This window comes from Microbacterium sp. RD1 (assembly GCF_052220165.1).
Taxonomy (GTDB): Bacteria; Actinomycetota; Actinomycetes; order Actinomycetales; family Microbacteriaceae; genus Microbacterium.
In genome coordinates, this window is the sequence record NZ_JBQPOL010000002.1 from 795,351 (window position 1) to 807,809 (window position 12,459).

Annotated in this window: 10 protein-coding genes; 1 reads left to right on the forward strand and 9 read right to left on the reverse strand. The window is 72.1% G+C overall.

Annotated features, from left to right (window positions below; translation table 11 throughout):
• Positions 1–121 precede the first annotated feature (121 nt).
• Both ACTU3I_RS12615 and ACTU3I_RS12620 read right to left on the reverse strand, forming a co-directional pair.
• Positions 122–898, reverse strand: a complete 777-nt coding sequence (locus ACTU3I_RS12615; RefSeq protein ID WP_442926042.1) for an ABC transporter permease — start codon at positions 896–898, stop codon at positions 122–124.
• Positions 895–1,932, reverse strand: a complete 1,038-nt coding sequence (locus ACTU3I_RS12620) for an ABC transporter ATP-binding protein (protein WP_442926043.1) — start codon at positions 1,930–1,932, stop codon at positions 895–897. Before ACTU3I_RS12620 ends, ACTU3I_RS12615 begins: the two co-directional genes overlap by 4 nt.
• Before the next feature lie 62 nt (positions 1,933–1,994).
• On the opposite strand from ACTU3I_RS12620, the gene ACTU3I_RS12625 reads away from it, so the two are divergent.
• Positions 1,995–2,981: a helix-turn-helix transcriptional regulator gene (locus ACTU3I_RS12625; RefSeq protein WP_442926044.1), complete on the forward strand. Its 987-nt coding sequence runs from the start codon at positions 1,995–1,997 to the stop codon at positions 2,979–2,981.
• Between the two features lie 136 nt (positions 2,982–3,117).
• On the opposite strand, the gene ACTU3I_RS12630 is transcribed toward ACTU3I_RS12625, so the two are convergent.
• The 7 genes from ACTU3I_RS12630 to ACTU3I_RS12660 form a co-directional block, all read right to left on the reverse strand.
• Positions 3,118–6,303 (reverse strand): lamin tail domain-containing protein, encoded by a 3,186-nt coding sequence (locus ACTU3I_RS12630; RefSeq protein WP_442926045.1) that lies wholly within the window; start codon positions 6,301–6,303, stop codon positions 3,118–3,120.
• A gap of 309 nt (positions 6,304–6,612) precedes the next feature.
• Positions 6,613–7,005, reverse strand: coding sequence for an HIRAN domain-containing protein (locus ACTU3I_RS12635; protein ID WP_442926046.1), 393 nt, complete (start codon positions 7,003–7,005; stop codon positions 6,613–6,615).
• Positions 7,006–7,253: 248 nt separating this feature from the next.
• The gene (locus ACTU3I_RS12640; protein ID WP_442926047.1) at positions 7,254–7,493 is read right to left on the reverse strand and encodes a hypothetical protein; all 240 of its coding nucleotides are present in this window, start codon (positions 7,491–7,493) and stop codon (positions 7,254–7,256) included.
• A 234-nt stretch (positions 7,494–7,727) separates the two neighbouring features.
• A complete protein-coding gene (locus tag ACTU3I_RS12645) occupies positions 7,728–8,597 on the reverse strand; it encodes a glycosyltransferase (RefSeq protein WP_442926048.1) in 870 nt (289 codons plus the stop codon).
• 226 nt (positions 8,598–8,823) lie between these two features.
• A complete protein-coding gene (locus ACTU3I_RS12650; protein WP_442926049.1) occupies positions 8,824–10,152 on the reverse strand; it encodes an MFS transporter in 1,329 nt (442 codons plus the stop codon).
• 341 nt (positions 10,153–10,493) lie between these two features.
• On the reverse strand, positions 10,494–11,504 hold the full coding sequence (gene dmpG, locus ACTU3I_RS12655) for a 4-hydroxy-2-oxovalerate aldolase (RefSeq protein ID WP_442926050.1): 1,011 nt from the start codon (positions 11,502–11,504) through the stop codon (positions 10,494–10,496).
• Positions 11,501–12,448, reverse strand: coding sequence for an acetaldehyde dehydrogenase (acetylating) (locus tag ACTU3I_RS12660; protein ID WP_442926051.1), 948 nt, complete (start codon positions 12,446–12,448; stop codon positions 11,501–11,503). The genes dmpG and ACTU3I_RS12660 overlap by 4 nt, the downstream gene beginning before the upstream one ends.
• Between the last annotated feature and the right edge of the window lie 11 nt (positions 12,449–12,459).

Here is a 12,459-nt window from a genome sequence, read left to right on the forward strand (position 1 = left end):
GCCCGTGACGGGGCTCCACCGGGCCGACGAGACGCTCGGCCGGCAGGAGAGCTCGTCCCCCCGGTCGAGTCTTCCGGCGTCGACGGCGCGTCCGCCCCGGCCGAGCATCACCGCATCCCCATCACCCGGAGCGGCGCATGCTCCGGATGCCCACCCACAGGCCGACCACGGCGAGAGCCAGCGCAGAGACCCACCCCCACAGCACGACAGACGCCCCGAGCTCGCCGGCGAACAGGGCGCGCTCGGCCTGCACGACCCAGTTGATCGGGTTCACCGTCGACACCGCCTTCATCCACCCGGGGGCGTCATCCAGCGGCAGCAGCATCCCCGACAGGATCAGCAGCGGGAAGATCAGCGTCTGCTGCACGCCCCAGAAGAGCCACTCGCGGTCCTTCGTCGCCAGGGCCAGCGCATACGACAGCGATCCGAGGCCGACGCCGAACATCGCCAGCAGTGCGAGGCCGGCGACGAGGCCCAGCGGGTGGATCGAGAAGCCGAAGGGCCACGCGATCAGCACGATCAGCAGCGACTGCACGAGGATGGGCACGATCTCCTTGAGCGCTCGCCCGACCAGCAGCGACGAGCGCACGAGCGGCGCGACGAGGGTGCGCTCGTGGGAGCCGGTCATCATCTCGTACTGCAGATTCGATCCGGTCGCTCCCGTGCCGAACAGCACGATCATGACGAGCACGCCGGGCACGAACCACTGCAGCGTCGCGGCGGCGGGCTCCCCCGACGAGCCGATGAGCAGCGGCGCGAACAGCCCGAGGAACACCAGCGGCTGCACGAGGCTGAAGATGAGCGTGAACGGGTCGCGCACGACCGGACGCATCTCGCGCGTGAGCACGTTCCAGGTGTCGCGAGCGGCGTTCGGGCGGACGGGGGTGGTGGCGGTCATCGGGAGGCTCCTGTCGGCTGGGCGGATGCGGTGGGTTCGGCAGCATCCGGGGTTTCGGTGTCGCCCTCGCCGGCCTCGCGGAGCGTGCGTCCGGTGAGGGCGAGGAAGACGTCGTCGAGGGTGGGCGGCACGCCCGTGGCGCGGGTGACGGCGATGTCCTCGGCATCCAGCGCGCGGATCGCCGCCGGGAGAAGCGCCTCCCCGTCGGGCGCCGTGAGGGTGACGGATGCGGCGTCCTGACGCCGCACCTCGCGGTCGGTGAGCGCGGCGATGACGGGCACAGCGGCGTCGGCATCCGCAGCCTCCGCGAACCCGAGGGTGAGCACGTCGCCGGCCAGCTCAGCCTTCAGGCGCGCAGCGGTGTCGTCGGCGATGACGCGGCCCTTGTCCATGACCATCACCCGCTCGGCGTAGCGATCGGCCTCCTCGAGGTAGTGCGTCGTGAGGAAGACGGTCGTACCGTGCTCGCGGCGGAGGTCTTGGATGTGCTGCCACAGGTTCGCGCGGCTCTGCGGGTCGAGGCCGGTCGAGGGTTCGTCGAGGAACAGCAGCGGCGGAGCGTGCATGAGGCCGAGGGCGATGTCGAGGCGCCGCTTCTGTCCGCCCGAGAGCTGCTGCACCGACCGCGTCGCGAACGGGGCGAGGTCGAGCGAGGCGATGAGCTCGTCGGCGCGGACGACGGATGCGGCCCGGCCCAGGCCGTAGAACGCGCCCTGGCTGAGCAGCTCGTCGCGCACGCGCTGCGAGAAACTGCCGCTCGTGAGCTGCCCGACGTACCCGATGCGGGCGCGGACGGCGGCGGGTTCGCGGAGGATGTCGTGCCCGACGACCTGCGCGGTGCCGGAGGTGGGCGGGAGAAGCGTCGTCAGCATACGGAGGCTGGTGGACTTGCCCGCGCCGTTGGGTCCGAGAAAGGCGACCAGCTCGCCCGGCGCGACGGCGAAGGAGAGGTCGGTCACCGCCTCGACGACCTTCTTCTTGACGGTGAAGCGCTTGGTGAGTCCGGATGCTTCGAGGATCGTATCGTTCGTCATGCCGGCAGGCTAGGAGCCTTTGCGGACACATTCGGTCCGCGTTGTCCGGCAGACTTCGGAACATGTCCGATACGACGACTCGTGCGCTGTCGCTGCTCAATCTGCTGCAGACGCACCGGCACTGGCCCGGCTCCGAGCTGGCACGGCGGATGGGCGTGACCGAGCGTACGGTGCGGCGCGACGTCGAGCGGCTGCGCGACCTCGGCTACCGCATCGAGTCGACGCCCGGCGCGGCCGGCGGATACCGCCTCGAAGCCGGGAGCGCGGTGCCGCCGTTGCTCTTGAACGACGACGAAGCCGTCGCGATGGCGATCGGGCTGCGGATCGCGGCGTCGCAGCGACTCGTCGGCGGCGACGAGACGGCCCTGACGGCCCTGGCGAAGCTCGAGCAGGTGTTGCCGTCGGCCCTCCGGCGACGGGTGAACGCGCTGGCGGATACCGTACGGCCGGTGGGAGTCGCGGCGGGCGAGGTCGTCTCGACCGCTGTGCTCGGCGAACTGGCGCTGGCGTGCCGCGACCGCGAGCGCGTGCGCTTCACCTACGCATCCGCATCCGGCGAGGTGACGCGACGCCGCGTCGAGCCGCACCATCTCGCCCCCGCCGACCGGCACTGGTACCTGTTGTGCTGGGACCTCGAACGCGACGACTGGCGCACGTTCCGCGTCGACCGCCTCGCCGACGTCGAGCACACGCGCGTGCTGTTCGAGCCGCATCCGCTCACTCCCGAGGAGGTCGAGGAGTTCATCCTCGTCGCGCGATCGTGGGTGCGCCAGCCGGTCGAGACCGACGTCGTGATGGACCTGCCGCTCTCCGAGATGCTCGACGCGTTCGGGCAGTGGGGTCAGGGCGCGACGGCCGAGGGGGTGGAACGGACTCGGTGGCCGGTGGGCGGGGGTGACTGGCGCGAGACGATGTACGGCATGTCGTGGGTCCCCGCCGGGGTGTCGTACATCACGGATCTGCCCGAACCGCACCGCTCCGAGATGCGCGAGGCGCTGGGGCGGATGCGAGCCGCGCTCGACGCCGCTCCTCCGCAGCCCCGCGCGTAGCCTCGCGCCCCGCGCCCCCGCGCCACGCGCCATCCGCGCCATCCGCGCCATCCGCGAGACTGCATCTGCGCCACGAGACTGCGTACGACGGCTGCAGTCTCGTGCCGCAGATGGAGTTTCGCGGGCGCGGGGCGTGCTATGCCGCGCGCCGGCGACGTAGCACGACGGCCGCCGCGCCGGCGACGAGCAGCAGACCGCCGGCGAGCGCGAGGCCGGCCGAGGTCGACTCACCCGTCGCGGCGAGCGCCGTGACGCGCAGCGGGGCCCAGCCGAGGAGGGTCCCGTCGGCGGCGTAGACCACGAGCCGGTGCTGCCCGGCAGGGGTCGAGGCCGGAATCGTCAGCGTGATGCGTCCCTGCGCGTCGAGCACTCCCGTGGCGATGCGCGCCGGCGTCGAGTACAGCCACACCTCGACCGCGGTGCCGGCGTGGGGCGCGCCGACGTCGAGGATGACGGATGCTCCGGCGGCGGCAGTGCGCGGCGCCATCACGCCGCCACGATTGGCGTCGGTGAGCGCCGAGGCCGGCAGCGGCGTCACTCTCCCGCCCGTTGACGGGAGCGACGGGGCGCCGGGCTCACCGGGGCCGCCGGGCTCACTGGGGCCGCCCGGCTCTCCCGGTCCTCCGGGCTCACCGGGTCCGCCGGGCTCACCCGGGCCGCCCGGCTCACCCGGGCCGCCCGGCTCACCGGGGCCGCCCGGCTCACCCGGACCGCCGGGCTCACCCGGGTCGACGGAGATCGCAGGGAGCGTGCCGAGGCGGAGCGCACCGGAGGCGGCGCCGTCCTGGAACCACCACGCCGCCCGCGTCGCGGTGCCGGGGATGGCGGTCGGGAGCGTCGCGAAGCCCTCGTTGTTGACGTTCGGCATGTTCGCCGGCCGCTCGATCTGCACGATGCCCGGGCTGGCGGTTCCGTCGAGCGTCACCTGCGCCGCGGCCCCGTCGCATCCGTCGTCGCAGACCGCCCACAGCAGACCCAGCGCCGCGTCCCAGTCCAGCGCCATCACACCGGCCAGGCCCGGGTCGATCGTCGAGACGAGCTCGGCGCCGTCCGCGCGCAGCGCGAAGGCGTACAGGTCGCCGGTGTCTTCGACGGCAACGAAGAAGAGGCCGTCGCCGTGCCCCGGGTCGCCGGCGGGGTCATAGGGCGCGGCCGACCTGTCGTCCCACAGCTTTCCGGCGAGGTCGTCATCGGCCACCCACTCGACCGCTTCGATGCCGAGGTTCGCGCCGACCGCGGGAAGGAGGGCCGTGAGATCCCACTCCTTCGTGCTGACGACGTCGGGGCCGGGAGCGTTCGGGTCGATCTTCAGCACGACGTTCCTGTTGATGTCCTTCGCGCTGTTGTCGCGCTCCGAAGCGAGATAGAGGTAGCCGTCTCCCGCGACAGTGATGCCCTCGGCATCCGGGCCGGCGGCCGCCGGGTTCGCCGCATCCTTCGCGAACCGCGCGCGCTTGCCGTCGGCCCATCCCGCAGACGGCGTCGCCGATCCGTCGGCCGCGAGGTCCAGTTTCCAGAACGTTCCCGTGCCGTTGTCGACGGCCCACAGCACCGCACCGTCGGCATCGAGGCCCGAGCTGTCTTCGAGGAAGGTGGGTGCCTCATCGAGCACGCGGGTGTCGGGCGAACCCGGCCAGGGCAGGGCCGGCGCGGCGCAGACGTTCGCGGCGCCCTTCGTGGCCGTGTGGGTCGCACCGAACGCGCCCGTGGCATCCGGGCACCGGCCCCACGTCGTCGCGGCGTGCACGGTCCACGTCGTCTCGTCGACGACCGCCTCGCCCTCGAACAGACGCACCGCGTCGGAACCGCCGAGGCCGAAGCCGAGCGTCGCACGCTCGAGCACGAGGTATCCGCCGGCGGCGAGGGTCGTTCCGGTGGGGATCGCGTAGGCGTTGGTGTCGTCACTGTCGCTCACGACGAGACCCGACGCGTCGACAGCGGATGCCGTGGGGTTGACCAGCTCGACCCAGTCGTCGGGAGATCCGGCATCGGACTCGACCTCGTTGATGCGAACGGGCGTGCCGCACGCGTTGGCGGCGCCGGGCGTCGAGAGAGCGACGTCGCGGAAGTCCCCCGTGCCATCCGGGCAGCGCGCCCAGACGCCGGCCGCATGGGTCGGGTAGGCGTACTCGGCCACGGTCTTCCCGGCGGCGTCGCGCACGGTCACCGTGTCGCCGTTTCCAAGCCCGAAGGAGAAGTGCGTGTTCTCGGCGAAGATGAAGTGGCCGCCGGGGGCGAGGATGCTCCCGGCCGGCAACGGCGTCACGTCGCCGGCATGCCCCATCGGGTCGTTGTCCATGACGGTCCAGCCCGAGATGTCGACGGGCGCCGCCTCGAGGTTGACGATCTCGGCCCAGTCGGTCGCGTCGCCGTTCGACTCGATCTCATTGATCGCGACTTTCGGCAGCACGCAGTCGTTGGCCGCTCCCGGCGTCGGGTGGGCGAGCCGGAATCCGCCCTCACCGTCAGGGCAGCGGGCGAGGGTCGCCGCCGCGGCATCGCCGTCGAGCGCGGCGTGGCTCGTCCACGGCAGGGTGTCGTCGAGGAGCGTGCCGGTGGGGTCGAAGAGGCGGATGCGGTCGGTGCTCCCGATGCCGATGGCGGCGGCGAAGGTGCCGCCCGTCGCACCGACGGATGCCTCGGTCACGACGAGGTACGCGCCGCCGGCGAGCGCCGACCCGGCCGGGAACGTCCAGCGGTGGTCGTCGGCGTTGTCGCGCAACTCGTAGCCGGAGAGGTCGAACGCCTCGGTCCCGGGGTTGTAGAGCTCGACCCAGTCCGCGGGCTGCGAGTCGATCTCGTTGAGGAGGACGGTGCCGGGCTGCGGCTCGGGCTCCGGGATGTCGAACGTGTTGGGCGCGCCCTTCGTAGCGGCGGTCGTCGCCTGCCAGTCCGGCGACGCGCCCTCGCGGAGGCCGTAGGTGTGCGGAGCGTGCTCGGTCCACGACCGTTCGTCGACGAGCGTGCCCTCCGGTGTGAACAGGCGCGCCGCATCCGCCTTCCCCAGCCCGAAGTCGAAGTTTCCGAAGCCGCCGCTCTGATCGAGGACGAGGTAGGCGCCCGCGGCGACCACGGTGTCGGCCGGAATCGCGAAGGTGCGGCTGTCGTCGTCGTCCTTGAAGAGGTAGCCGCTGACGTCGATCGCGGCGCCGGTGGGATTGTGCAACTCGACCCAGTCGCCGGGCGTGCCCCCGTCCGACTCGACTTCGTGGATGCGGATGCCGGGTTCGGCGGCGGAGGCGGGTAGGGGCAGCGCGACAGCGGCAGCGGCGCCGAGCGCGCACACCGCCATCGTCGCGAGCCCGCGGCGCAGGCGCGACATGGGTCTCCTCGGGTCAGGTGGCCACACTCCACCAGCGCCGGATGACGCGCGGCCGCCGCCGCGGTGTCCGCCCGGTGAACGCCGCCTATCGCGCGCGCGACGCCGCGAGTACACCTGACGCGCGCGCGACGCCGCGAGACCGCCTGACGCGCGCGCGACGCCGCGAGACCGCCTGACGCGCGCGCGGCGCCGCGAGACTGCATCCGCACCACGAGACTGCGGCCGACGGATGCTGTGTCGTGACGGCGGTGCAGTCTCGCGGAATGCGGGGCGGGTGCGGGTGCGGACGGTGCCCGGGCGCGGGCGGACTCAGGCCGCGAAGGCCCGGAGCGCCGCGTGCGTCGGGAGGTCGACGCGCAGCCGCATGCTGTCGGCGCGCGTGCCGGCGCCGTTCACGATGGCGGCGCCGCCGAGCGCGTCCAAGAGCGGCGCCATGTCGCGCGATACGCGCTCGGGGAGGTAGCCGACGCCGCGGCCGTTCGAGAACACCGCGATGCTCGTCGCATGCCGGTGCGAGCGCGGCTCCCGGCGCAGCACGTAGAGACGGCGATCCTGGTGGCGGCGTTCGCGGTCGTTCACGAGGAAATGCGTGCGTTCGACGGCCACTCGCCGCGAGGGCAGGTGCCGGAGATCGGGCAGGTCGTCGTGACTGCGTACGCGGCCGGTCGTGACGTGGAGCAGGTGCTCCCACCATGCGGGCATGAAGCCCCCTTCGCTCGGGTGGACATGCCATCGCCGAGCGGACACTCCCCCCACTCTTTCACGCCTCGGCTGTGCGGCCGCTGACCGGGCCGCCAGGTCGCGGCGACACTGCATCCGCGCCACCAGACTGCGGCCGCTGACCGCTGTCTCGTGGCGGGGGTGCAGTCTCGCGGCGCAGGTGCCGCGGCGCGGCGGCAGCACGAAGGACCGCGTCGGGATGGGCGAGTAGATCGAGAGCGGGCGGCGCCTCAGCTCGCGCCGACCGCCGGGCGATGCGGACGCCGCGCCGATCGGCGGAAGACCTCGACGCACCACCGGACGAGCGCGACCACCGCCGCGATCAGCACGTATAGCAGCACGAACAGCGCCGCCAGCAGGTGGAAGGCCACGAAGGCCAGGACGGAGAGGATGCGGCGAGGGACGGATGCGACGGTGTTCATGATCGTGCCTTTCGAGAGGGTGGAGTCCCGCACCGGCGGTGCGGACATGAGGGGGCGCTCGGCCGACCGGCGGTACGGGAGCCCCGAGCGGGGAGGAGCGAGCGGGACGGAGGGGGGAGGTCGTGGCCGCCGCCGGGCGACGACGCTGTCGCCGGTGCATCCGCCGTCGACGACGATCGCCTCGTCGGTCGGCCGGCCGGCCGGGCGGTCCTGCGCCGCACGGGTGGCGCGGGAGGAGGCGCGCGTCGTCGCGCACGGGGATGACGACCGACGCGCGGGCGGTCATGCCGCCACCGCCGCACGGGGGGCCGGAGCGACGGCTCTGAGGACCCGCGCCCACCAGTAGACGCCCTGCAGCAGACGTTGCGGCGCTGACAGGTACCAGCGGTGCACGTCGTGCACCTGGTAGGTGCGCTCGAAGCGCCTGGTGTACGAGCGGAAGGCGTCGGGCGCGGTCGAGAGGCGGCGTGCGGAGATCGCCGCGGTCATCCGGGGTACGTACGCGACCGCGATGCCGGCCTCGTGGAGATGCACGGAGAGGTCGATGTCCTCGTGCAGGATGTCGGCGTGGTCGAGGCAGGCCGACGACTCCACCGCATGCCACGCGCTCGCGCGCAGCGCCATGTTGCTGCCGAAGAGGAAAGGGTAGTCGCGTCCGAGGAAGCGCAGGGTCCGGCGGGCGACGTCATCCGAGAGGCGCATCCCGCCCACGAAGGGGAGGTCGTAGTACGACACCGGCCCCGACACCCCGCCGACGGACGGGTCCGCGAAGGCGCCGGCGACCCGGGCCACCCAGTCGCGATCGATGACCGTGTCGGCGTCGATGCGGCCGAGCACGTCGCCGGTGGCCACGGCGAACCCGAGGTTGCGGGTGGGGACGAGCCCCTGCATCCGGTGCTGCGAAAGCAGCCGCACGCCGGAGCCGGGATGCGCGTCGACGAAGCGCTCCACGATCGCGGCGGTGTCGTCGGTGGAGCGGTTGTCGATCACGAGGATCTCGTGCGCCGGCATGCTCTGATCGGCAGCGGCGTCGAGGCACCGCTGGATCATGTCCGCCTCGTTGTAGGCGGGGATCACGACCGACACCGTCAGCGGCGCACCGGCGGCGGTGGCCCGCGCGGGGTGTCGGGCGGCGAGAGGGGTGGTGCGCATGGTCGTTTCCTTTCCGGTGATGCCGGAAGGTTACGAACCGGATGCGATGCGGGGCATCGTCCTACGGTGCTGACCGACCCCTACCCGCGTACCGCTTTCCCGCGCTCGCGAGGGGTCGCGACACGCGGCACGCACGCGCCGCGATGCCGCATGATGCGACCCCTCGCGGATGCCATGTCGCAGGAAGCGACCCTTCGCGGCGAGGGCCGGTCGGGCGAGAGTTTGCTCAGTCGGCGGGGCGCAAGTGACGGGCCAGGATGACCGCCACGAGCGCGACGACGACGAGGCCGGCGAACACGGCGCTGAGGGGCCAGACCGAACCCCCGCCTGCCGCGAGCATGGCGCCGCCGAGGACGGGCGCGATGCCGCCGCCGATGCCACCGGCGATCTGGTACGACAGTGATCCGCCGGTGTACCGCACGGCGACGTCGTAGTGCTCGTTCGCGAACGCGCCGTACGGCCCGTAGGTCGGCGCCTGCACGAGGCAGGTCATCAGCACGAAGCCGGCGAACACGACCGGCAGCGCCGTGCTCCCGAGGAGCGCGAAGACGGGACCGAAGAGCACCCCGGCGACGACCAGCCCGATGAGCAACGTCGGGATGCGGCCGAACCTGTCGGACGCATGCGCGTACAGCGGGATCGCGATCGCCTGCAGGACGGATGCAGCGGTGAACAGCCACAGCACGGCGGTGGGATGGTTGCCGGCGCCAACGGAGTATCCGATTCCCACCGACTGAGTGAGCACCTGCACGAACAGGGGGACGATTCCCACCAGCGCGGTGAGCACGAGGGCGCGCCACGACGTCCGGAGCACGCGGGCCAGCGGCAGCCCCTTCGCCGTCTCACCGGCCTCGCGCGCGGCCACGAACGCCGGCGACTCGGTGACGCCGAGGCGCAGCAGCACGCCGACCACGACGAGCCCCGCCGACAGCAGGAACGGCACGCGCCATCCCCACGACGTGTAGGCCTCCTCGGGAAGGAGCGCCATCGCGCCCAGGATCAGTGTCGCGAGCACGGCACCGAGCGGGCCTCCCGCGAGCACCGCGGATGCGGCGAGCCCGCGACGCTTGACGGGTGCGCTCTCCATCGCCAACAGGGCCGCGCCCGCCCACTCGCCGCCGACCGCGATGCCCTGGAAGAGGCGCAGGAAGACCAGGATCACCGCGGCCGCGGGGCCGAGGACGGCCGCGGAGGGCAGGAGCCCGATGAGCACGGATGCGGTGCCCATGATGATGAGCGTGATCATCAGCATCGTCCGGCGTCCGACCCGGTCGCCGAAGTGCCCGAAGATCACCCCGCCGATCGGGCGGGCGAGATAGCCGATCCCGAGCGTGACGTAGGAGAGGAACAGTCCCAGCTCCGAAGAGACTCCGGAGAAGAACAGTGCCGGGAAGACCGTGCCCGACAGCGTCGCGTAAAGCACGAAGTCGTAGAACTCCAGCGTGGTGCCGATGGTGCTTGCCGCGATCGCCCGTCGACGCTGCCGACGCGTGGCGCCGACGACAGGGGCCGTCTGCGCGGTCGCGGTCTCTGTCGAGGGGGCTGGCGTGCTCATGAGTCTCCGTCGGGTCGGACGTCGCTGTCGTGCCGCGACACCATGGTCGGGCTCTCCTCTCACGCTAGAGCCCGTCAACCCTGAGGAAAATGACGAATACCGCGATGGATCCTTCGCAGTACGGCTATCGACGCCCCTCCGCCCCCTCGCGAGGGGTCGCGACACGCGGCACGCAGGCGCCGCCTGGCGCATAGCGCGACCCCTCGTGAAAGCGATGCCGCGTTATGCGACCCCTCGCGGCGATGGGCGATGGGCGATGGGCGATGGGCGATGGGCGGCGGGCGGCGGCGGGCGATGCCCGGGCGGCGGGCGATGCCCATGCAGCGGGCGGCGGCGCGGCGTCAGTCCCGGCGTGCGAGGTCGATCGCGACGTCCGGGATGACGTCCTCCTGACCCCCGATCAGGCCGCGAGCGCCGACCTCCATGAGGATGGCACGCGGCTCGACGCCGTACTGCGCTCCGACGCGCTCCGCGTGGCGGAGGAAGCTCGAGTAGACGCCGGCGTAGCCGAGGGTCAAGGTCTCGCGATCGACCTGCACGGGTCGGTCGTGGAGCGGACGCACGAGGTCGTCGGCGGCGTCCTGCAGCGCGAAGACGTCGGCGGAGACGTCCCACCCCTGGAGCTTCGCCACGGCGACGAAGGGCTCGATGGGCGTGTTCCCCGCGCCGGCGCCGTGGCCGGCCAGCGACGCGTCGACCCGGTACGCACCCTCCTCGACGGCGACGACGGAGTTCGCCACCGCCAGCGAGAGGTTCTGATGCGCGTGGATGCCGATCTCCGTCTCCGGGCGCAGCACGTCCCGGTAGGCCCGCACCCGCTCCCGCACGCCGTCCATCGTCAGCCGCCCAGCCGAGTCGGTGATGTAGACGCAGTCCGCGCCGTACGACTCCATGAGCTTCGCCTGCTGCGCGAGCGAACCGGGGTCGTTGAGGTGCGCCATCATGAGGAAGCCCGAGACATCCATGCCCCAGCTCTTGGCCGTCTCGATGTGCTGCTTGGCCACGTCGGCCTCCGTGCAGTGCGTCGCGATCCGCACGGACCGCACGCCCGCGTCGAACGCCGCGCGCAGATCGTGGAGGGTCCCGATGCCCGGGAGCAGCAATGTCGTGAGCACGGCGCGGTCGACGGCCTCGGCGACCGCCTCGATCCACGCGGCGTTGGAGTGCGAGCCGGCGCCGTAGGTGAGGGAGCTCCCCGCCAGGCCGTCGCCGTGCGCGACCTCGATCGCGTCGACCCCTGCGGCATCCAGGGCGCGCGCGATCTCGGCCGCCTTCTGCGGGGAGATGCGGTGGCGCAGGGCGTGCATCCCGTCCCGCAACGTGACGTCCTGCAGATAGATCCGGGCGCTCATGCGAGCACCGCCTTTCGTGCGGCGACGAGATGTTCCGCGGTGCGCAGGGCCGCCGAGGTCATGATGTCGAGGTTCCCGGCGTACTCGGGAAGGTACATGGCGGCGCCGGCCACCTCGAGGAACACGGTGACCTTCGTGTAGCTGCCGCTTCGCCGGTCCTCGGGGAGCAGCAGATCGAGTTCGTCGCCCTCGTCGGTGAACTGCACGTCCTGCTTGAGCCGGTATCCGGGCACGTATCCGGCGACGGCCTCGACCTGCGCGGCCACGGCTGCGGCGACCGCCTCGCGGGCGGCGTCGTCGAGCCGGTCGGTGACGACGAGCACGGTGTCGCGCATGATCATCGGCGGCTCGGCCGGGTTCAGGATGATGATCGCCTTGCCCCGTGCCGCCCCACCCACCTGCGAGATCGCGGCGGACGTGGTCTCGGTGAACTCGTCGATGTTCGCGCGCGTCCCCGGCCCGGCCGACTTCGACGCGATGGACGCGACGATCTCGGCGTAGTGCACGGGCACGACAGCGCTGACGGCCGCCACGATCGGGATCGTCGCCTGTCCTCCGCACGTCACCATGTTGACGTTCGAGGAGCTCTCCTGTTCGGCGAGGTTCACCACGGGCACGACGTACGGCCCGATCGCCGCGGGCGTGAGGTCGATCAGGAGCTTCCCGTGCGGGCGGAGGGCGGCGTCGTTGGCGCGGTGCGCCCCGGCGCTCGTGGCGTCGAAGACCACCTCGATGTCGTCGAACTGCGCGCTCGCCAGTAGCCCGTCGACGCCCTCGGCGGTGGTCTCGATGCCCAGGCGCTGCGCGCGGGCCAGCCCGTCGGAGGCGGGGTCGATCCCGACCATCACACCCATCTCGAGACTGTCGCTGAGGCGCATGACCTTGAACATGAGGTCGGTGCCGATGTTGCCCGATCCGATGATCGCGACCTTGGTCTTGGGCATGGTTCCTCCTC